The 18,971-nt window shown below is 46.7% G+C and carries 22 protein-coding genes and 1 riboswitch; of the genes, 9 read left to right on the forward strand and 13 right to left on the reverse strand.

Annotated elements, in window-relative coordinates; genetic code table 11:
* Positions 1 to 19: 19 nt before the first annotated feature.
* Positions 20 to 127: riboswitch (TPP riboswitch) on the forward strand.
* A 108-nt stretch (positions 128 to 235) separates the two neighbouring features.
* The 8 genes from tenA to J2S25_RS07875 are packed head-to-tail and all read left to right on the forward strand — an operon-like array spanning position 236 to position 6,439.
* Entirely contained in the window at positions 236 to 925 is a 690-nt protein-coding gene (gene tenA, locus J2S25_RS07840) for a thiaminase II (protein WP_044390581.1), read from the forward strand.
* A gap of 15 nt (positions 926 to 940) precedes the next feature.
* The gene (locus J2S25_RS07845) at positions 941 to 1,522 is read left to right on the forward strand and encodes an ECF transporter S component (protein ID WP_044390513.1); all 582 of its coding nucleotides are present in this window, start codon (positions 941 to 943) and stop codon (positions 1,520 to 1,522) included.
* A 13-nt stretch (positions 1,523 to 1,535) separates the two neighbouring features.
* Complete coding sequence (locus J2S25_RS07850; RefSeq protein ID WP_044390511.1) at positions 1,536 to 2,996, forward strand: ABC transporter ATP-binding protein; 1,461 nt, start codon at positions 1,536 to 1,538, stop codon at positions 2,994 to 2,996.
* Entirely contained in the window at positions 2,980 to 3,780 is an 801-nt protein-coding gene (locus J2S25_RS07855; RefSeq protein WP_044390510.1) for an energy-coupling factor transporter transmembrane component T family protein, read from the forward strand. Before J2S25_RS07850 ends, J2S25_RS07855 begins: the two co-directional genes overlap by 17 nt.
* Before the next feature lie 56 nt (positions 3,781 to 3,836).
* The gene (locus J2S25_RS07860) at positions 3,837 to 4,436 is read left to right on the forward strand and encodes a thiamine phosphate synthase (RefSeq protein ID WP_307191618.1); all 600 of its coding nucleotides are present in this window, start codon (positions 3,837 to 3,839) and stop codon (positions 4,434 to 4,436) included.
* Between the two features lie 13 nt (positions 4,437 to 4,449).
* Positions 4,450 to 4,653 carry a sulfur carrier protein ThiS gene (gene thiS / locus J2S25_RS07865; protein ID WP_307191619.1) on the forward strand — a complete coding sequence of 68 codons (204 nt, stop codon included), beginning with the start codon at positions 4,450 to 4,452 and terminating at the stop codon, positions 4,651 to 4,653.
* Positions 4,654 to 4,655: 2 nt separating this feature from the next.
* Positions 4,656 to 5,423 (forward strand): thiazole synthase, encoded by a 768-nt coding sequence (locus J2S25_RS07870; protein ID WP_044390505.1) that lies wholly within the window; start codon positions 4,656 to 4,658, stop codon positions 5,421 to 5,423.
* Positions 5,420 to 6,439 (forward strand): MoeB/ThiF family adenylyltransferase, encoded by a 1,020-nt coding sequence (locus J2S25_RS07875; RefSeq protein WP_307191620.1) that lies wholly within the window; start codon positions 5,420 to 5,422, stop codon positions 6,437 to 6,439. Before J2S25_RS07870 ends, J2S25_RS07875 begins: the two co-directional genes overlap by 4 nt.
* Positions 6,440 to 6,541: 102 nt before the next feature.
* Here the strand turns inward: J2S25_RS07875 and J2S25_RS07880 are convergent, their stop codons facing one another.
* Positions 6,542 to 8,050, reverse strand: a complete 1,509-nt coding sequence (locus J2S25_RS07880) for a tetratricopeptide repeat protein (RefSeq protein WP_044390503.1) — start codon at positions 8,048 to 8,050, stop codon at positions 6,542 to 6,544.
* Between the two features lie 266 nt (positions 8,051 to 8,316).
* Here J2S25_RS07880 and J2S25_RS07885 point away from each other — a divergent pair, with 266 nt between their 5' ends.
* Positions 8,317 to 8,619 (forward strand): hypothetical protein, encoded by a 303-nt coding sequence (locus J2S25_RS07885; protein ID WP_128721462.1) that lies wholly within the window; start codon positions 8,317 to 8,319, stop codon positions 8,617 to 8,619.
* 661 nt (positions 8,620 to 9,280) lie between these two features.
* Here the strand turns inward: J2S25_RS07885 and hisIE are convergent.
* The 12 genes from hisIE to lgt all read right to left on the reverse strand — a co-directional run bounded on the left by hisIE (position 9,281) and on the right by lgt (position 18,960).
* Entirely contained in the window at positions 9,281 to 9,931 is a 651-nt protein-coding gene (gene hisIE / locus J2S25_RS07890; protein ID WP_044390501.1) for a bifunctional phosphoribosyl-AMP cyclohydrolase/phosphoribosyl-ATP diphosphatase HisIE, read from the reverse strand.
* Positions 9,928 to 10,686: an imidazole glycerol phosphate synthase subunit HisF gene (gene hisF / locus J2S25_RS07895; protein ID WP_044390499.1), complete on the reverse strand. Its 759-nt coding sequence runs from the start codon at positions 10,684 to 10,686 to the stop codon at positions 9,928 to 9,930. The genes hisIE and hisF overlap by 4 nt, the downstream gene beginning before the upstream one ends.
* Positions 10,686 to 11,417, reverse strand: a complete 732-nt coding sequence (gene hisA, locus J2S25_RS07900) for a 1-(5-phosphoribosyl)-5-[(5-phosphoribosylamino)methylideneamino]imidazole-4-carboxamide isomerase (RefSeq protein ID WP_044390497.1) — start codon at positions 11,415 to 11,417, stop codon at positions 10,686 to 10,688. The genes hisF and hisA overlap by 1 nt, the downstream gene beginning before the upstream one ends.
* The gene (gene hisH / locus J2S25_RS07905) at positions 11,414 to 12,055 is read right to left on the reverse strand and encodes an imidazole glycerol phosphate synthase subunit HisH (RefSeq protein WP_044390495.1); all 642 of its coding nucleotides are present in this window, start codon (positions 12,053 to 12,055) and stop codon (positions 11,414 to 11,416) included. The genes hisA and hisH overlap by 4 nt, the downstream gene beginning before the upstream one ends.
* A gap of 29 nt (positions 12,056 to 12,084) precedes the next feature.
* Positions 12,085 to 12,672 carry an imidazoleglycerol-phosphate dehydratase HisB gene (hisB, locus tag J2S25_RS07910; protein WP_044390493.1) on the reverse strand — a complete coding sequence of 196 codons (588 nt, stop codon included), beginning with the start codon at positions 12,670 to 12,672 and terminating at the stop codon, positions 12,085 to 12,087.
* 24 nt (positions 12,673 to 12,696) lie between these two features.
* A complete protein-coding gene (gene hisD / locus J2S25_RS07915; RefSeq protein ID WP_307191621.1) occupies positions 12,697 to 13,962 on the reverse strand; it encodes a histidinol dehydrogenase in 1,266 nt (421 codons plus the stop codon).
* 26 nt (positions 13,963 to 13,988) lie between these two features.
* Complete coding sequence (gene hisG / locus J2S25_RS07920) at positions 13,989 to 14,615, reverse strand: ATP phosphoribosyltransferase (RefSeq protein WP_044390489.1); 627 nt, start codon at positions 14,613 to 14,615, stop codon at positions 13,989 to 13,991.
* Positions 14,612 to 15,787 (reverse strand): ATP phosphoribosyltransferase regulatory subunit, encoded by a 1,176-nt coding sequence (locus J2S25_RS07925; RefSeq protein WP_307191622.1) that lies wholly within the window; start codon positions 15,785 to 15,787, stop codon positions 14,612 to 14,614. Before J2S25_RS07925 ends, hisG begins: the two co-directional genes overlap by 4 nt.
* Positions 15,788 to 15,984: 197 nt before the next feature.
* Positions 15,985 to 16,527, reverse strand: coding sequence for an acyltransferase (locus tag J2S25_RS07930; protein ID WP_044390487.1), 543 nt, complete (start codon positions 16,525 to 16,527; stop codon positions 15,985 to 15,987).
* 1 nt (position 16,528) lies between these two features.
* Positions 16,529 to 17,167, reverse strand: coding sequence for a pyrophosphatase PpaX (gene ppaX, locus J2S25_RS07935; RefSeq protein WP_307191658.1), 639 nt, complete (start codon positions 17,165 to 17,167; stop codon positions 16,529 to 16,531).
* Entirely contained in the window at positions 17,163 to 18,107 is a 945-nt protein-coding gene (locus tag J2S25_RS07940) for a nucleoside recognition domain-containing protein (RefSeq protein ID WP_044390485.1), read from the reverse strand. The genes ppaX and J2S25_RS07940 overlap by 5 nt, the downstream gene beginning before the upstream one ends.
* 40 nt (positions 18,108 to 18,147) lie before the next feature.
* Positions 18,148 to 18,960, reverse strand: coding sequence for a prolipoprotein diacylglyceryl transferase (gene lgt / locus J2S25_RS07945; protein ID WP_307191623.1), 813 nt, complete (start codon positions 18,958 to 18,960; stop codon positions 18,148 to 18,150).
* Positions 18,961 to 18,971: the final 11 nt, after the last annotated feature.

Raw genomic sequence — 18,971 nt, forward strand, 5'->3', positions numbered from 1 at the left:
ATAAATTCAATAGTGATTTTTTACCTGCTAGGGGAGCCTTTGTGAAGGCTGAGATTAGAGTGAAACTTTAAGACCCTTTGAACCTGATCTGGATGATACCAGCGTAGGGAAGTGGAGTATGTAAAAAGCGGTATCCTTTTCTTTTACTGCCAATACAGCCACTTTCTGCCTGCAGAAAGTGGCTTTTTTATTGGAAAAATTCAGCATCTTAAAAATCACTTACCAGGAGGGAATTATGTCTACTTTTACCCAGTTGATCCGTCAAGAAGCAAATGCCATTTGGGAAGCAAATTTGGACCATCCATTCGTTCAAGGAATTGCCAAGGGTAGCTTGCCAATTGAAAACTTCCGCTACTATGTTTTACAGGATTCGTATTACCTTTCTCATTTTGCCCGCATCCAGGCCATTGCTGCTTCAAGGGCTGAGGAATTGTCGATTACCGCTAAAATGGCAGCCCATGCCCAAGGAACCTTTCAGGCAGAGCTAAGCCTCCATGAAAAATTCATCGGCCAGCTCGGAGTGACGAGGGAGGAACTCCAAAGCTTTCTGCCAGCACCAACGGCATATGCCTATACTTCCCATCTATACAGGGTGGCGGCTTCAGGTAGCCTTGGAGAAATCATTGCCGCCATGCTCCCCTGTTACTGGATTTACTACGAAATTGGCGAGACGCTTAAACACGCAGCCCCTGAAACACCGATCTACCAGGAATGGATTGCTGCATACGGAAGTGACTGGTTCAGCGAGCTTGTAAACGAGCAGCTCAGCCTTCTCGATACGATTGCTGAAAATGCTTCGGAAAAAGAAAGAGAAAAGATGAAGCAACACTTTATCTACAGTTGCCATTATGAGCTCAAGTTTTGGGAAATGGCTCATACGCTGGAAGGCTGGTCAATAACCAATAAGAAAGCAGCGGTCCATTAAAAGGGGGGAAGAAAAATGACAAAGGGATTAAGGCTAACCGATATTTTAGTAACAGTCGTCATTTCGATTGCATTCGGGATTATCTATAAAATTTGGGGACCACTCTATTATGCGCTCAAACCACTTGGGCTTCACCTTGATCAATTCATCTATGGAATGTGGTTCATCGCTGCCATCGTCGCGTTTCTCGTAATCAGAAAGCCTGGTGTTGCATTACTTGCTGAAGTAGCCGCTTCTTCCGGAGAATTCCTGATGGGCTCTGAATGGGGTCTGGAGGTGCTGATCTACGGCATTGTCCAAGGGTTGTTTGCAGAATTGGTTTTGATGGCTTTTGGCTATAAGCGATCCGGTATAATTGTTGTCAGCCTTGCCAGTATAGCTGCATGCACAGGTTCCTTGATCATGGACTTTTATAAAGGGTATATCGAAGACCTGGCGACATGGAATCTTGTATTATTGATTGTCATGAGAGCGGCAGGTTCCATTGTTTTTTCCGGACTGCTGGCAATCGGAATCGTGAGAGCTCTGGAGCGAACAGGTGTGACGGCTATCCTCCGGCCGACTTCTCAAGATGACTTTGATTCATTGAACCACTAACAGGAGTGATTGGATGCCAATAGTATCTTCATTTGAAAAGCTGAGACTAAAGTTTCCCGGAACGAAAGAATTGCTATTCGAGGATCTGTCCCTATCCTTTGAAAAAGGCGAAAAAGTGCTCCTGCTTGGTCCTTCAGGCTGCGGCAAATCGACGTTGTTACAGGCACTTTCAGGGTTGATTCCAAATTCGATTGAGGTACCGCTCAAATATGCTGACTGCACCTATCCAGATTCCTGGGGATTTGTTTTTCAAGATCCAGACTCCCAGTTTTGCATGCCATATGCGGATGAGGAGATTGCCTTTGTATTGGAAAATCTTCAAGTCCCGCGAGAACAGATGCCTCAAAGAATTTCCGAGCTGTTGTCATTAGTCGGACTTGACCTGAAGGACCCGCATGCACGAATCAATACTTTCTCTGGCGGCATGAAGCAGCGGCTGGCGATTGCATCGGTGCTGGCCCTCGATCCAGAGGTGCTGTTCTTTGATGAGCCGACCGCAATGCTTGATCCAGAAGGGACAATCGCAATCTGGGAAACGGTAAAGAGAATCGCAGCTGATAAGACAGTCATCATCGTTGAACACAAAATCGAGCATGTGATTGACTTCATTGATCGGATTATCGTATTTGATGCAGCAGGAACCATTATCGCAGATGGCAGCCCTGATGAAGTTTTTCCATCGCATCAAACCGAGTTCGAGAAATACGGTATTTGGTTTCCAGGAGTATGGGATCAGTATCAATCGACAGCTGTCTCCATTAAAACGCCAGATTTTCCGCTTAAACGGAAAATCGTTTTAGAAAACTTTACAGGTTTCCGGAACAAGCAAACCAAGCTGAGGATCCAGCATGCCGAAGCAGTATCTGGTGACTGGATTGCGGTAACTGGAAAAAATGGAGCCGGGAAAAGCACCTTGCTTTTATCCCTGATTCAACTGCTGAAAACTTCCGGGACCTACCAGGTGAACGGACGGAGCATTCACAGCAATAAAGACATCTCTAGCGAGGCCGGTTTTGTTTTTCAAAATCCTGAACTTCAATTCGTTACGAATACTGTTTTTGACGAGCTTGCGATTTCTTTCCGACAAACACATGCAAGCCAAGAAACCATGGAGAAAAAGGTTGCCGAGCTGTTGCAGCTATTCCATCTCGCGAATCAAAGGGAGCTCCATCCGTACCAATTATCAATGGGTCAAAAGCGGCGCCTTAGTGTGGCCACAGCTATTGCCAAAAATCCTGCTATCTTGCTTCTGGATGAGCCGACTTTTGGCCAGGATGCAAAAAATACATTTGCTGTTCTCGAACTTTTAGAGAGCTATCGGCTAAGCGGGCACATCATTATTATGGCAACCCATGACAGCCATATTATCCAACACTTTGCAACAAAGGTCTGGAATGTCGTCGACGGAGAAGTGACTGTTAAAGAAGCAGAAATGTCAATTCCAGTGGAGGTCGGCCATGCCTATCTCATTTGACCATAAAATGACCTGGCTGCACAAAATCAACCCAAGTGTGAAACTAGTTGTGCTCGCCTGTCTGTTTGTCGCAGTTCTGTTCATCCATAACCCGAATGTCATGGTACTGTTTGCCATTGGACCTGCGATACTGTTTCTCTTTTTCACTGGTCATCCTTTCAAGCGGATCCTGCTTTTTTCGATTCCGTTCCTGTTGATTTTTCTATCGACTTCTTCGTCGATGATTCTGTTCGGAAAAGGAGAAACGACGCTATTCCACTGGGGTTTGATCGATATTACCGTGGAAAGTCTTTACAGGGGAATGCACCTTGGATTCAGGGCAATCATTTATGCCATGCTTGGTCTCACCTTCGCTCTGACGACCAGTCAGGTTCTGCTGTTTTATTCATTGATGCAACAGCTGAAGCTCAATCCAAAATACGCATACAGCTTCATGGCAGGCATCCGGTTGATTCCAATCATGATCGAAGAACTAACCGCGATCAGATACGCAAGGATGGTTAGAGGAATTCAAAATACTTATACTGTCAGCGGGATATTTTCATCGATCAAAGGCTATTCCATCCCGCTGCTTTCTCAGAGCATACGGCGCGCGTACAGAATCGCGGTAGCAATGGAAGCAAAGCGATTCACGGACAGCAGAAAGCGGACCTACTATTATCAGCTTCATTTTTCCAGGTACGACTTGCTTTTCATTGCCTATTTCGGACTGTTTCTATTGCTAGTCCTTTCCATTTCCGGACATTATCCGCTTTTCCCTGTCGTCGATGTCCGGTCGCTGTAATCCATGCGCGGATCTAATCGTCATCGGTCTACAAACCCAGCCAAACAGGTGATTAAATGAAAAAACAATTGCACCTCCTATCAGACGGAAAGCTTTCCTTAAAAGAATTTGCCGACATCGCCGGTAAAATCAACCCATTCATCGACAGATTTCATTTGCGTGAAAAAAAGCTGACCGCAAAGGAGATTGCCGCTGGAGTCGAAATGCTCCTTAATAAAGGCATACCTTCCGAAAAAATAGTAGTCAATGATCGAACAGATGTAGCCTGGTCCTATAATACTTCCGTCCAGCTCGCTTATCACAGCCTTTCTGTCAACCTTGTGAAACAACACTTTCCGGGGATTACAGCCGGCTGTTCGGTCCATTCCTACCATGATGCTCTTCAAGCCGCAAACAGAGGGGCCGACTTTCTTCTTTATGGGCATGTTTTTGAGACCCTTTCTAAAGAGGGACTCCCAGGGAAAGGGGTGCACGAACTAGCAGCGATTAAGAAAATGGTAGAGATTCCCGTTATGGTCATTGGTGGCATCCAGCCTGATAACCTCGAATTGGTGTTATCGGCCGGTGCAGATGGGGCTGCTGTGATGTCAGGGATTCTTCACGCAGAAGATCCCTACCATGCTGCCTGGTGCTATTCACAAAAAATCCATACATGAAAGGGGAATGATCATGGAGCTTATCATTAACGGGGAAGCTGTAACTATTCCCGACCATATTAAAACGTCTGCAGCGTTATTAAATTTTTTTCAGCTTGAAGATAAGGTAGCAATCGTCGAATTGAATGAAGCTATTGTGGCAAAAAATGCGCATCAGGATACAACACTCTCTGCTGGTGACCGAATTGAAATCGTACATTTTGTAGGAGGAGGATGACCATGCTAAAAATAGGACCTTATGAATTTAACTCTCGTTTATTGCTGGGAACCGGGAAATACCCTGACTTTGACATCCAAAGGAAAGCTGTAGAGGAATCCGGCACGGAGGTGCTTACGTTTGCAGTTCGGCGCATGAATATATTTGAAGCAAACCAGCCCAATTTTCTCGAACAGCTAGATTTAAAGAAATACAAACTACTCCCAAACACCGCAGGAGCAAAGACTGCAGACGAAGCTGTACGGATTGCGAGACTTTCCAAGGCCTCAGGGCTCTGTGACATGGTGAAGGTTGAGGTCATCGGCTGTGACAAAACACTCCTCCCTGATCCAGTAGAAACTCTAAAGGCTTCAGAAATTCTTTTAAATGAAGGATTTATTGTTCTTCCCTACACCTCAGACGATGTTGTTCTAGCAAGGAAACTGCAAGAACTCGGCTGTCATGCTGTCATGCCTTGTGCATCACCGATCGGTTCAGGACAAGGGATTCTTAATCCTCTTTATCTAAAATTCATCATGGAACAGGCAACGGTGCCGGTGATAGTCGATGCCGGAATCGGCAGTCCCGCAGATGCGGCTTTCTCCATGGAACTAGGAGCGGACGGTGTATTGTTGAATACTGCCGTTTCCTCCGCAAAGGATCCGGTAAAAATGGCAAAAGCTATGAAGCTCGCAGTCGATGCGGGGAGATTGGGATTTGAAGCCGGAAGAATCGCAAAAAAAGATTACGCTGCTGCAAGCAGTCCTGCGGAAGGAATGATTTTTAGTTGACAAGCAGATACTCCCGCCAGGAATTATTTGCGCCAATCGGCAAGGAAGGTCAAAAAAGACTTCGCAGCAAGCATGTTTTAATGATCGGTGCAGGTGCACTTGGTTCTGCAAATGCTGAGCTTCTTGTCAGAGCAGGAATTGGGAAACTGACCATTGCCGACAGGGATTATGTAGAATGGAGCAATCTTCAGCGGCAACAGCTTTTTAGTGAAACAGATGCTCGCGAACGAATGCCAAAAGCAGTGGCAGCAGCTCGAAGGTTAAGGGCGATAAATTCGCAAGTGGAAATCATCCCCCACATAGCTGATGTTGGAGCTCGGGAGCTGGAACAGTTCATCACGGGGGTGGATTTGATCATAGACGGTACTGATAACTTCGATATTCGCCTGATGATCAACGATATTTCACAAAAACATAAGATTCCCTGGATTTACGGTGGCAGTGTCGGCAGCTACGGCCTGAGCTTTACGATACTACCTGGAACTACACCTTGCATGAACTGCTTATTGGAGTCCATGCCAATGGGGGGAATCACTTGTGACACCGCCGGAGTGATACAGCCTGCCATCCAGATGGTAGCCGCCCATCAATCAGCAGAAGCGCTAAAGATATTGACAGGTGCCTTCGATTCTCTGAACAGCAAACTTGTCTCATTCGATGTATGGAAAAATCAGTTTCGAGCCATCAACGTCTCCTCGCTGAAAAAAGCATCCTGCCCTTCCTGCGGAGAAGAACAGACTCACCCGTTTCTATCATATGATAACCAGACGAAGGCCGCTGTGCTTTGCGGAAGGGATACAGTCCAAATCAGGCCGGGGACAATCCAAACAAGGAATCTCGGCCATTTAGAGAAGTTCCTGTCTGGACAAGGATTAAAGACTAAGCGCAACCCATATTTGCTATCTTTTCAGGTCGAAACCGCAAGATTGGTAATTTTTAAGGACGGAAGAGTGTTCGTACATGGAATCAAAGATATTTCCGAAGCAAAAACACTTTACCATCGTTATCTGGGGTAATATTAAGAAAAGTCATTGCCAGGGCTGGCAATGACTTTTCTGTATTGATCCTTTATCATTCTTGCCAATCAAAAATGCTAACTTGCATCTTCTTGCTCTTCCTTAAATGCTGTCTTCTTCATGAAGAAATTCGCTTGCCAAATTGATATATTTGGATAACGTGGCTGCGGACAAGCCGTATTTTTTTGCGACTGCTGCTTTCGTAGTTCTGATATTCCTCAGTTTATCCCAGAGGTAATCGACTGCCGCTGCCCATGCTTTTTTGTTTTTAAAATCGTAGCCTGCCTTTGCTGCCTGCTCAAATACCGAAAACCACATAATGTAGACGCCGGCTTCATTTTTCCCAATCGGCTGGTGGTGATCATACAATAGTTTCGCCGTTTCATGCGCGCCTTTTACTTCTTCTTCCTTACTGCTCAGATTGCCTGAGCTGACATAAGCAAAATAGGATTTTTCCATTTCTGTCAGTTTATCTATCGACTTTTCCGCTGCAAGTATTTCTTTCTTTTTCGCGGAAACTGATGTAAGAAATAGCGCAAAAAGGCGTTCCTCCGGGTAATCGCTGTTTAGCTGGCTGAGGATGACCGAAACCTGTGCTTCAAACTTCATGCCGGACTTTTCCGACCACGGTTCCATTCCATCTTTTTCTGGATTGTGCTCGAGAACCTTTTTCCAGGCTGAACGTGCCATATTTTCCCGGCCGGTAAAGTAAGAAGCATTCGCTAGCCAGTAATAAAAGGCACCATCCCCTTCAAAGCCTGATTTTTGCAGCTTCTTCAGCCAGCGGTAAGCAAGTTCATATTCGCCGATCAGCGCGAATGTCGCACCAAGCTTGAACTGGTGCTCCACGTGAATCGGATAGATTTTTTCCAGTGCTTCCTTAAGCTTTTGGCCTTCCTTTTCCTGCCCTTCGTAATGTATAAATACAAGCCAATTGCAGAGAGCATGCAGGTTGCCGGGATTTCGCTTCAGAACATCGTTCAGGATATCACTGGCCTTTTTCGTTTCTCCAAGGTAAAAATAGGCGAGCGCAAGATTGTTATATGCGGACCAGTATTCCGGATACTCCTCGATCACCTCTGTGAAAATTTCAATCGCCAGTGGAAACTCTCCTGTTTCGAGGTGATTGCGCGCTTCCTCTTGCTTGACGATCAGGTCATCCTCTTCGTAATAATCCTCATCCATTTCTTCCGCTTCCATAGTTAAAAGTTCAAGAAGATCGAGTGCATCCTCGGCAAACTCGCCATCTTCATTTTCTTCCATGTAAAGGTTCGCATGCCTGAACGCATCACGGAACAAACCCATATGAGCGTAATTATTGGCAAGAAAATAATGGCAATCAACCATGTTTTCATCCAATTCTTCAAGGATCATGTGCAAGAGACGGTTAGATGGCTGATATTCTCCCAATTCCGACTGCACGATCGCCAGCTGGCAAATAATCATTGGCTCGCCCGGTTCTAGATGCATCGCACGCTGAAAATACTTCTCCGCCTTTTTTAAATCCTGCCTGTGGAAAGCCTTGACCCCTTTAGTGAAATAATACTCACCAGTAGGAACGAAAGACAGCAATTGGCCTTTTTGCTTCGTTGCTTTAGAGTCTTTACCCATGTGATCCTCCGTTTATATTGTAGTAAAAAAAGTAGTCTATATAAGAATACACATACCGTATTTTATCGAAACAACCGTAACTAATTTATTATATCATACAGACAGAGTATTCGAGAAGGTGTGGAAGGGAAATTGTAGGTTGGAGTGTATTTCATTTTCTGCCAGTAATGATTAGAGACGGTTGATAATGATCTTTATTCATCCAAAAACCTGTCCGAAGTTGGCCCTTGTTCGGACTGCTTTTCCTCTTTTTAAGAGGGCATAAATTGAAATTAAAAGGACTTGATGAAACCAAAAAACAATATGTTTGGACATGTCCAGTATTTGATCCAAAGTATAAGCAAGATGGGCTTTCATGTACGGAAGCTTGCCACATTCAATGTTGTAGTGGAGCCCAAATGGGTAGAACCGTTCGGATTCAACAAACACGATCTCCTCAAATAGATCCTGAATTTCCGCAACATCTTCCATCGTTTAAAACCAAATATGCGGAAAGAACGGCCATTGAACGGGTCAACTCACAGGCAAAAGAATGGCTTAGTTTGAAAGAAGGTAAAAGCACATCATAAATGAAAAATGGGCATTACAAAATAAACCTACTACAAAAGTAAATTTGGTAATAAATGTAAATACGGATTTATACGTCAAGTTTGCATCCGCTTAGTATGTGTAGAGTTCACAAACGAGGACGTGTAGCAGATGAGGCTCACGTAGATCGATGTATTTTAACTGCACACTCCTTAGCTTATATGTCCGTTCAAGAAACAGGTCAACCCTATCAAGGTTGGACAAGACAATCTATATAATAGTATCTACATATCATTACCAGTAGCTGGAAAACAGAAAACTGACGACGGGATTTCCATGTCCTTTTTTAGTACTTATTTACAAAACGCGCTGGAATTTTAGAAAAATCACCTAAGAAGCTCCATCTACATCCTAATATTTTCAAGTTGTTTTATCCCAGTTTTATTTTGTCCTGTGGCTCTTATTGTTAAAGTGATCAACCCACTCCAACCGTCGATAAAAATGCCACAACCGTTGATATTTTCTCTCTAACCGTCGATAAAACCGCCACAACCGTTGATATTTTCTCTCTAACCGTTGATAAAGCCTATAGTCGCTCATACATCTTTCTTACAGTCCGTATGAATCATCTGAATCATCTGAATCGCATTTTTTTGAAGTTCATTTCTTCCAAAAATGTGTGAGATTATAATCAAGTAGTTATTAAAACTTCTCTCCAGCGCTTGGTTTCTTCCTTTTATTTAATACACCGAGTACTTCTTTTAGTGGCAGCTTTTGCTCTTGCAGCAAAACTAGCAGGTGATACAATAAATCGGCTGCTTCCCATTTTAATTCTTCGGGGTCGCGGTTTTTGGCGGCGATGATGACTTCTGCAGCTTCTTCGCCGACTTTTTTCAAAATCTTATCGACGCCTTTTTCGAACAGATAAGTGGTATAGGCGCCTTCTGGCATGTCCTGTTCTCGCTCGCGGATTGTCTTTTCTAATTCTAGCATGACGGCGAAATCAGTTAGCACGGTTTTTTCTGTGAACTTTTCACTGATGAGACTCTCGGCAAAACAGCTGATTGCACCGGTATGACATGCAGGTCCGGCGGGATCTACCAGAACGACGAGGGCGTCACCGTCACAATCATATTTGATTTCGACAATTTTCTGGGTATTGCCGCTTGTTGCGCCTTTATGCCACAGCTCCTGGCGAGAACGGCTGTAAAACCAGGTTTCGCGTGTTTCCAGTGATTTGGCGAGTGAGTCTTTATTCATGTAGGCGACCGTCAGGACTTCACGAGTGGAAGCGTCCTGAACAACCGCGGGAATCAGTCCATCGGCAGCAAATTTCAAGTTTTCTATTTTCATCGTACTGTCACTCCTTTTTCACGAAGATGGGATTTCACTTCTGTTACAGATGTTTCACGGTAGTGGAAAATCGAAGCAGCAAGGGCGGCATCAGCTTTTCCTTCTATAAAAGCATCGACAAAATGATCCGCATTGCCAGCGCCGCCTGAGGCAATCACCGGTACGGATACCGCTTCACTGACGGCACGCGTCAATGCCAGGTCGAAACCATTCTTTTCGCCGTCGCTGTCCATGCTCGTAAGGAGAATTTCCCCTGCGCCGAGACGGACGGCTTCTTTTGCCCATTCAATGACTTCCCAATCTGTCGGCGTGCGGCCGCCATGGGTATACACTCGCCATGAACCAAGCTCTGGATCGAACTTTGCATCAATGGCAACCACAATGCACTGGGCGCCAAAGAAATCAGACCCTTGTGTGATCAATTTTGGATTGTTTACAGCTGCGGTATTCAGTGATACTTTATCGGCACCAGAGCGGAGCATTTTCTTCATATCCTCAAGAGTATCGATTCCGCCACCTACTGTAAAAGGAATCGCCAATTCGGAGGCTACGTCCCTGACCACCTCGACCATCGTTTTTCTGCCTTCGACAGATGCGGAAATATCAAGGAAAACGAGCTCATCAGCCCCCTGCTCATCATAAAATCTGGCAAGTTCTACTGGATCGCCGGCATCGCGGAGCTGGACGAACTGAATTCCTTTTACCACGCGACCATCCTTCACATCAAGGCATGGAATGATTCGTTTGCTCAACATTAGGCATTCCCCATTTCTAGCGCAGCTGATACCGAGAAACGCCCTTCATAGATCGCTTTGCCAACAATTGCACCGCTGACGCCATCTTTTCGAAGCTGGCGGAGTGCAGCCAAGTCGTCAAGTGTGCTGACACCACCGGAAGCGATGACACTTTTGCCTGTTTCCAATGCCAACTGGCGGGTTGCCTCCACATTTGGTCCGCCGAGCGTTCCGTCCGTTGCAATATCGGTAAAAATAAACGTCTCCGCTCCAGCATCAGCGAATCTTTTGCCAAGCTCAAGAGCGCTCACTTCCGAAGTATTCAGCCAGCCATGTGTTGCGACAAAGCCGTTTTTCGCGTCCAGACCAATTGCGATTTTCGTGCCGTACTTTCTGACCATCTTCTCGGCAAATTCAGGATTGGAAACAACGATGCTGCCGATGATCACCCGGTTAACGCCATTTTCAAGATAATGGTTGATATCCGATTCGCTGCGAATTCCGCCGCCAATCTGTACGTTCACGCCAAGCTCCTGAGCTGCTTGAATGACAAACGGATCATTGACGCGCTTGCCATCCCGCGCACCGTCCAGATCCACCATGTGTATCCATTCCGCTCCTTCTGCTGCGAAGGTTTTCGCCATTTCAAACGGAGAGTCCCCATACACTGTTTCCTGATCATAATCGCCTTGCAGCAGCCGAACACATTTTCCGCCGCGCATGTCGATTGCCGGATAGACTATGAATTTCATTGCTCAGACTTCCTTTCTGCTGCAAGTTTCGTAAAGTTGCGGAGCAGCCCCATGCCCATGTCACTGCTTTTTTCCGGATGGAACTGCATGCCGTAAATATTCCCTCTGCCAACGATAGCCGGCACTTCCATATCATAATAGTCTCCGACTGCAACAAGCACGTCCTGGTCATCCGTTTTTACATAATAAGAATGGACGAAGTACACATACTCTTCCTGAAGCGAAGTCAGCAAAGGGGAATCTCCAGTAAACCGTAGCTTATTCCACCCCATATGCGGCACTTTATAGGACTCTCCATCTGCTGTCTTTCCGCTGAAACGGTCCACTTTTCCAGGCAAAAGCTTTAAACCTGCTGTCAGGCCATTCTCTGAACTTTCTTCAAACAGCAGCTGCATGCCAAGGCAGATGCCTAGCAAAGGCTTGCCAGTAGCCGCGAAATCACGAATCATTTCTGCCAGACCCGTCTGGTTCAACACGTCCATTGCGTCACGAAAGGAACCAACGCCGGGGACAAGCAATGCATCTGCTTCCATTAATTCTTCTTTAGACTGTGAAATGAAATAGGGCGCATCCAGCCGTTCCAGCGCTTTGCTGACGCTGAACAAATTGCCCATGCCGTAATCGACGATGCCAATCATCGTTTCCCTTCCTTTCGTGTGGAGAGCCTTTACAGCATCCCCTTTGTTGATGGAACGCCTTTTACGCGCGGGTCGATGGTCGTTGCTTCATCAAGAGCGCGGCCAAGAGCTTTAAAGACGGCCTCGATCATATGATGAGTGTTTTTCCCGTAAGGAACGATCACATGCAGGTTCATCCTCGCTTCAAGCGCAAGCTTCCAGAGGAATTCATGAACAAGCTCGACATCGAAAGTACCGACCTGCTGCGCCGGGAATTCTGCGCGCATTTCGAGGTGCGGCCGGTTGCTTAAATCGATGACAACCTGTGCAAGGGCCTCATCCATCGGCACAAATGCGTTTCCATAGCGTTTGATTCCTTTTTTATCGCCGAGCGCTTCGCGGAGTGCCTGGCCGATGCAGATGCCGATGTCTTCGGTTGTGTGATGGCCGTCCACCTCAACATCCCCCTTTGCGTCCACAGTCAAGTCGAACTGTCCGTGCTTCGCGAATAAATCGAGCATGTGAGAGAGAAAAGGCACTCCTGTTTCGAGCGATGATTTCCCCTCCCCATCGATGCCAAACGTTAAATCTATTTTTGTTTCATTTGTATATCTGTTCACTGTTGCAATCCGTTCCATGAATGATACCTCCCAGAAAAAGTCTTATTTCAGCCGCGCTTCTACTGCACGGGCATGTGCTTCAAGCCCCTCAAGCCTTGCAAATTCGGCTATTTTTGCTCCGTTCTCGTTCATTGCCTGCTCGCTGTATAAAATGATGCTTGATTTTTTCTGGAAATCCTCGACGCTTAACGGACTGGAAAACCGCGCTGTTCCGTTCGTCGGCAGGACATGATTCGGTCCAGCAAAATAATCCCCAACAGGTTCCGAACTATATCTGCCAAGAAAAATCGCCCCTGCGTGCTTGATTTTCCCAAGCAATCCAACTGGATTTTCTGTGACAATCTCCAGGTGCTCTGGAGCAAGCTGATTGATCGCTCCGACCGCTTCCTCGAGATCCTCGGCAACATAAATCGCCCCGAAATTCTCAATCGCCGCAGTCGCAATATCCTTTCGCGGCAAGTGCGGCAGCTGTTTGTACACCTCGTCCAGTACATTTTCGGCCAGAGTTCGGGAGGTGGTTACTAGGACTGCGCACGCACGCGGATCATGCTCTGCCTGTGAGAGCAGATCAGCTGCAATCTCATTGGCGCGCGCTGTATCGTCGGCAAGGATGCCAATTTCGCTTGGGCCGGCGATCATATCGATCGCGACATCCCCAAACACCTCCCGTTTGGCAAGGGCGACAAAAATATTGCCTGGACCAGTGATTTTATCGACTGGCTTTATCGTTTCCGTACCATAAGCGAGAGCGGCAATTGCCTGAGCTCCGCCAACTTTATAGATCTCTTTTACCCCAGCGATGTCGGCCGCTACCAGTACACCTGGCGGAAGCTTTCCATCTTGCCCGGGCGGGGACACCATGACGATCCGCTCGACACCAGCCGTGATAGCGGGAATAACGTTCATTAAGACAGAGGAAGGATAGGCAGCTGTTCCTCCTGGGACATAAACACCGACAGAATCGAGCGGCGTCACCTTCTGGCCGAGCATCGTTCCATTTTCCGCAGTCGTCATCCAGGAAGGTCGCAGCTGTTTTTCATGGTAGGTACGAATATTGGCAGCCGCTTCGGTGATGATCTCTACGACTGCACTGCTGACTGCATGATAAGCTTCCAGAATTTCTTCTTCCGTTACACGGAAATCATCTAGCTTGACGGCGTCGAAATTTTCGGTAAAGGCCCTTAATGCTTGGTCTCCCGCTGCCCTGACCTCGGCGATGATTGCCTTCACGGCCTTTCGCTGTTCTTCCGTTCCGCCATCTACCGTTCGTTTCAATGACAAAGTATCGTCTATCTGTAAAATTTCCACCGAAAATCAAATCCTTTCAGTTTCCACTAGTAAATGACTTCATTCAATCTTTTGATCAATTCGCTGATGCGCTCGTCCTTGATCCGGTAGCTAACCGGATTCACGATTAGCCTTGAGGTCACGCCAGCAATCGTTTCGTATTCGACTAGGCCGTTCTCCTTTAGGGTCCTGCCGGTTGAAACAATATCAACGATTCGGTCGGCTAGACCGATCATAGGCGCAAGCTCAATGGAACCGTTCAATTTGATGATCTCCACTTGCTCGCCCTGTTCCCGGAAATAAGCTGCAGCGATGTTCGGGTATTTCGTCGCGATTTTCGGAGCGACATCATTGATTTTTGTACCAGGCAACCCTGCGACGGCAAGGTAGCAGCTGCTGATTTTTAAATCGAGCAGCTCGTACACATCTCGTTCTTCCTCAAGCAGGACGTCCTTCCCGGCAATTCCGAGATCGGCAACGCCATGCTCCACATATGTCGCCACATCCATTGGCTTCGCGAGGATAAAGCGGAAATCTTCTTCGTCGACATCGATAATCAGCTTCCGTGAGTCATCGAATTCAGGAGGTAGCTCAAAACCCGCGTTGCGCAACAGCTCGACTGCTTCAGTAAAAATCCTGCCCTTTGGCATCGCGATTGTCAGCTGTTTATTCATTGCGTTCCCTCCTTCCCAACAAGAAAAACGACATTGGCAAAAGCATCGGAACAGGCATCCAGATTCCGGACTGCGCGAATATCCTGCAGCACGATTCGCTCATGATTTTCCCGTTTTTCCGCTGCCATCTGATAGGCTTCCTTCCTTCGTTCCGGACTGAAAAGAATGCAGGTAACAGGTTCAGGTGGTTCGAGGTCACCAAGACTTTCAAGCAGGCGGTCGAGTCTAATGGCAAAGCCCGTCGCGCCAGTTGTTTTGCCGAATTTCTCGAGCAATTTGTCATAGCGGCCGCCATTGCCGATTGCAAACCCGATCATGCCCGCATATACCTCGAATAAAATCCCTGTATAGTAGCTCATATGACTGACAATCGTCAGATCAAATTTGATTCGGCTACTCTCTCCAAAATCCTCGATAATCTCCCAGAGAAGTTTCAATTCGTCCAGTGCATCCCTGCCCTTGCCGTTTTCAACTAATTCCAGCGCTTTGCCGATCACTTCCGGGCCACCGCGCAAGTCCAGAAAGGCTAGTAGCCTCTGTGAATCAATCGATGACAGCGGCAAGGAATGGACATGCTCCCGATAGCCGACATAATTTTTCTCGTATAAAAATTTCGTTAATTCTCTGGCGCGTTCCTCATTGCCAAGAATTTGCAAGAACAATTCGTTAACGAAGCCAACATGGCCAACTGAAAGCTGGAACGGTTCCAATCCAGCTTTTTTCAGCGAAGAAATGGCCAGCGCAATCATCTCACCGTCCGCACTGACAGAGTCATCACCGATGCACTCGACTCCAATTTGTTCAAACTCAGCCGGCCTGCCTCCTTCACGCTGCTGCGCACGGTAGACATTCGCCGAATAAGCTAATCTTAACGGTATCTGTTCTTTGTAAAGCTTGGAGGCCGCAATTCTGGCGATTGGCGCCGTCATATCTGGGCGCAGCACGAGTGTATGCCCTTGCTGGTCCAGCAGCTTGAACAATTGCTGATCCTGTATCGCCGATGCCATTCCAACCGTTTCGTAATATTCCAATGCTGGTGTTTCAATAAACTGGAACCCCCAGCGTTTCATTTCCATTTCAATGGAGCTTCGGACACTTTCCTTCGCATCATGCAGCTCCGGAAGTGTATCCCGCATGCCAAGCGGTTTTTCGAACATAAATAATCGACTCAATATGGTCACCCTCTCGTTGCCGATGTGGTTGGTTTGCTTTTCATCAAATTATCGAAATCCTTTAGTTCGCTAATATGGTAACAAGTTGAAGTTATAGGTAGTGTACCGCTCATTCTATTATTCGTCAACCATTTGTTCATTCAAACCTTAAGAAATATTAGCTTCCCTGTCAAGCAACAACAAAAAGCGAAGCGGAATCAATTCCGTTCGCTTTTTGTTGCATACATTTCATCGACCGCCGAGCGTTCAGCCAGTTCTTCTTTCGTATAGATGACGCGCATTGGGTTTCCTCCGACGAAGGTACCCTCGGGGACGTCTTTATGGACGAGTGTCCCGGCAGAGACGATCGCACCGTCCCCGATTTTGATGCCAGGCATGATCGTTGAATTGGCTCCGATCATGACTTCATTGCCGATTTCCACGTCTCCAAGACGATACTCTTTGATCAAATATTCGTGTGCGAGAATCGTGGTGTTATAGCCGATGACGGTATTGCGTCCGACCGATATTTTTTCCGGGAACATGACGTCGAGCATGACCATCAGCGCAAATGATGTCTGTTCACCAATCTTCATCCGTAAAAATGTTCGGTAAAGCCAGTTTTTCATTCCAAGAAATGGCGTGTAGCGCGCTATCTGGATAACGATAAAATTCTTGACGACCTTCCAGAACGGGACGGTCTTATAAACATGCCACAGTGAATTGGCGCCTTCAACACGATAGCGTGTCGTCCGTCTCATGCTACACCCCGAGGATTGGCAGGATATCCGCCATTTTTTCCAGCATATAATCCGGATGGTATTGCTCCAAATGCGCTCTGCCTTTGATGGACCAGGCTACCGCAGCCGTCTTTGTACCGGCATTTTTGCCGCCAAGGATATCATGGTGGTTATCGCCAACCATGATAGCACGGTCTGGTGAGGAATCAAGCAAATCCAATGCTTTTAAAAGCGGCTCTGGATTTGGCTTAGCTTTTTCGACATGGTCCAGGGCGACGATCACTTCAAAAAACTCATCAAGCCCAGTCAGCTTCAAACCCATTTGCACAACATCTGAAAGCTTTGTCGTAACGATTCCAAGCTGGAAGCCATTTTCTTTTAGCGTCCTAACCGTTTCGTACACACCCTCGAAGCCCTTTACCAGCAGGTCGTGGTTTGCCAGATTATAGGCGCGGTAGGTTTTGATCATATCCTCGTAGCCTTCAGGATTCAATTTCTCGAACGTATCCTTTAACGAAGGCCCAAGAAACGGCAGGACATCCTCCCGTTCGTACTGACCCGGAAAATAAGTTTCCATCGTGTGAAGGAAGGAAGAAATGATCAATTCATTCGTATCTATCAAAGTCCCGTCAAGATCGAACAGGACCGTATCTATTTTAATGCTCATATGCTGTTTCCTTTCTTTTGGCAAGATCTGCCCGATTCCAGAGGAACGCAACTGCTGCCGTCAATACGATCGCCACTCCTAGACGAATCAATAGCAGCGGCAGCACCGGGATTCCAAGCGGAACAAAAATTAATGTATCTTCCACGACTGCGTGGCAGGCAACCAGAAAAATGAACGCCAACGTGACATCCTTTTTGCTGACTCCATCCTCCTGAACTGCCTGGATCATTACGCCTGCACCGTATGCGAGACCGATCAGCAGTCCAGCAGCCATCGTCGTCGAGGTGTTTTCCTTCATGCCTAGCGCTTTTGTTGCCGGCGCCATCCATCTGGAAAAAACAGCAAGCCATTGCTTATCCTTCATAATCTGAACGGCTACCATTAGCGGGATTACGATGATTGCCAGCTGGAAAATGCCAAAACTGGCTTTGGTGACACTTTCAAGCAGAATGGATCCCCAGCCTGAAATTTGTTCTCCCTTTGCCGGAACCATCCCATATTTTGCAAGTTCAGAACCGCCATTCCAGACAAGATTGATAATGATCGCTGATGAGAAGGCAAGGCCAAGCCGGACAAGCACGATCGTCCAAAGCTTAACACCAACCTTAACGGCCACGCTTGATTCCACCAGCAAATTGTGCGAAAAGCTAAGCATCACCGCGATGAGAAATACTTCTTTTACCGTCAAATCGAGTGTCAATATCGCCCCAATTGCTGCGTAAAGATTAAGGAAGTTGCCGATAACAAGCGGAATGGCCGCATCACCTGACAAGCCGATCATCGCCATCAGCGGTGTGATCAAGTCGATGACCCACGGCAGGACAGAAGTATATTGGAGAATCGAAACAATCACGGTCACTGGAAAAATGACTTTGCCAAGTGCCCATGTAGTTTTCAAACCAACCATTAACCCTTTTGACAATGAAGAACCCATCGAAGCATCTCTCCCACTTTTTCCGTAATCCGATCTTTTTCTAGTTTTCCAAATATCTTACCTTCGAGTATCCCTTGACTCTCCTGTAGACCCATAAGCCAATTGCCAAAGCTATCAGCACGATCGAGATCGTCTGGGCGATTCTAAGCGTGTCCGTCAGCATCAGACTGTCTGTTCGCATGCCTTCAACAAAGAAGCGGCCAATTGAATACCAAATGATATAGCTAAGGAACATTTCCCCGCGGCCCAAATTGACCCTGCGCAAGGACATAAGCAGGATGAATCCGAGCAAGTTCCAGACGGATTCATACAGGAAGGTAGGATGGTAGTAGACGCCATTGATATACATTTGGTTGATGATGAATTCTGGCAGATGGAGATTCTCCAAAAAGGCCCGAGTAACCTCCCGACCATGTGCTTCCTGGTTCATGAAATTGCCCCAGCGACCGATGGCCTGGCCAAGAATGATGCTCGGAGCAGCGATATCCGCAAGTTTCCAGAACGACACATTTCTAGCCTTCGTAAAGAAATACGTCGTGATAACAGCACCGATCAAAGCGCCATGAATCGCAATTCCGCCATTCCAGATCTTAAAAATCTCCCCAGGATACTGTGCGTAATACTCCCACTGGAAGAGAACGTAATAAATTCTTGCTGAGATGATGGCGATCGGAATCGCCCAAAGCATTAAATCTGCAAATATGTCTTTTGGCAGACCGCGACGATCCGCTTCCCGTATAGCAATCCATAACGCGAGAGCAATTCCAAGTCCAATAATGATCCCGTACCAGTGCACCTGAATCGGACCAAGCGAAAAAGCAATCGGATCAAGCGGCTGAATATTCTGTTCCATATCATTTCCCC

This window comes from Mesobacillus stamsii (assembly GCF_030814065.1).
In the GTDB taxonomy this organism is placed as follows: Bacteria; Bacillota; Bacilli; order Bacillales; family Cytobacillaceae; genus Mesobacillus; species Mesobacillus stamsii.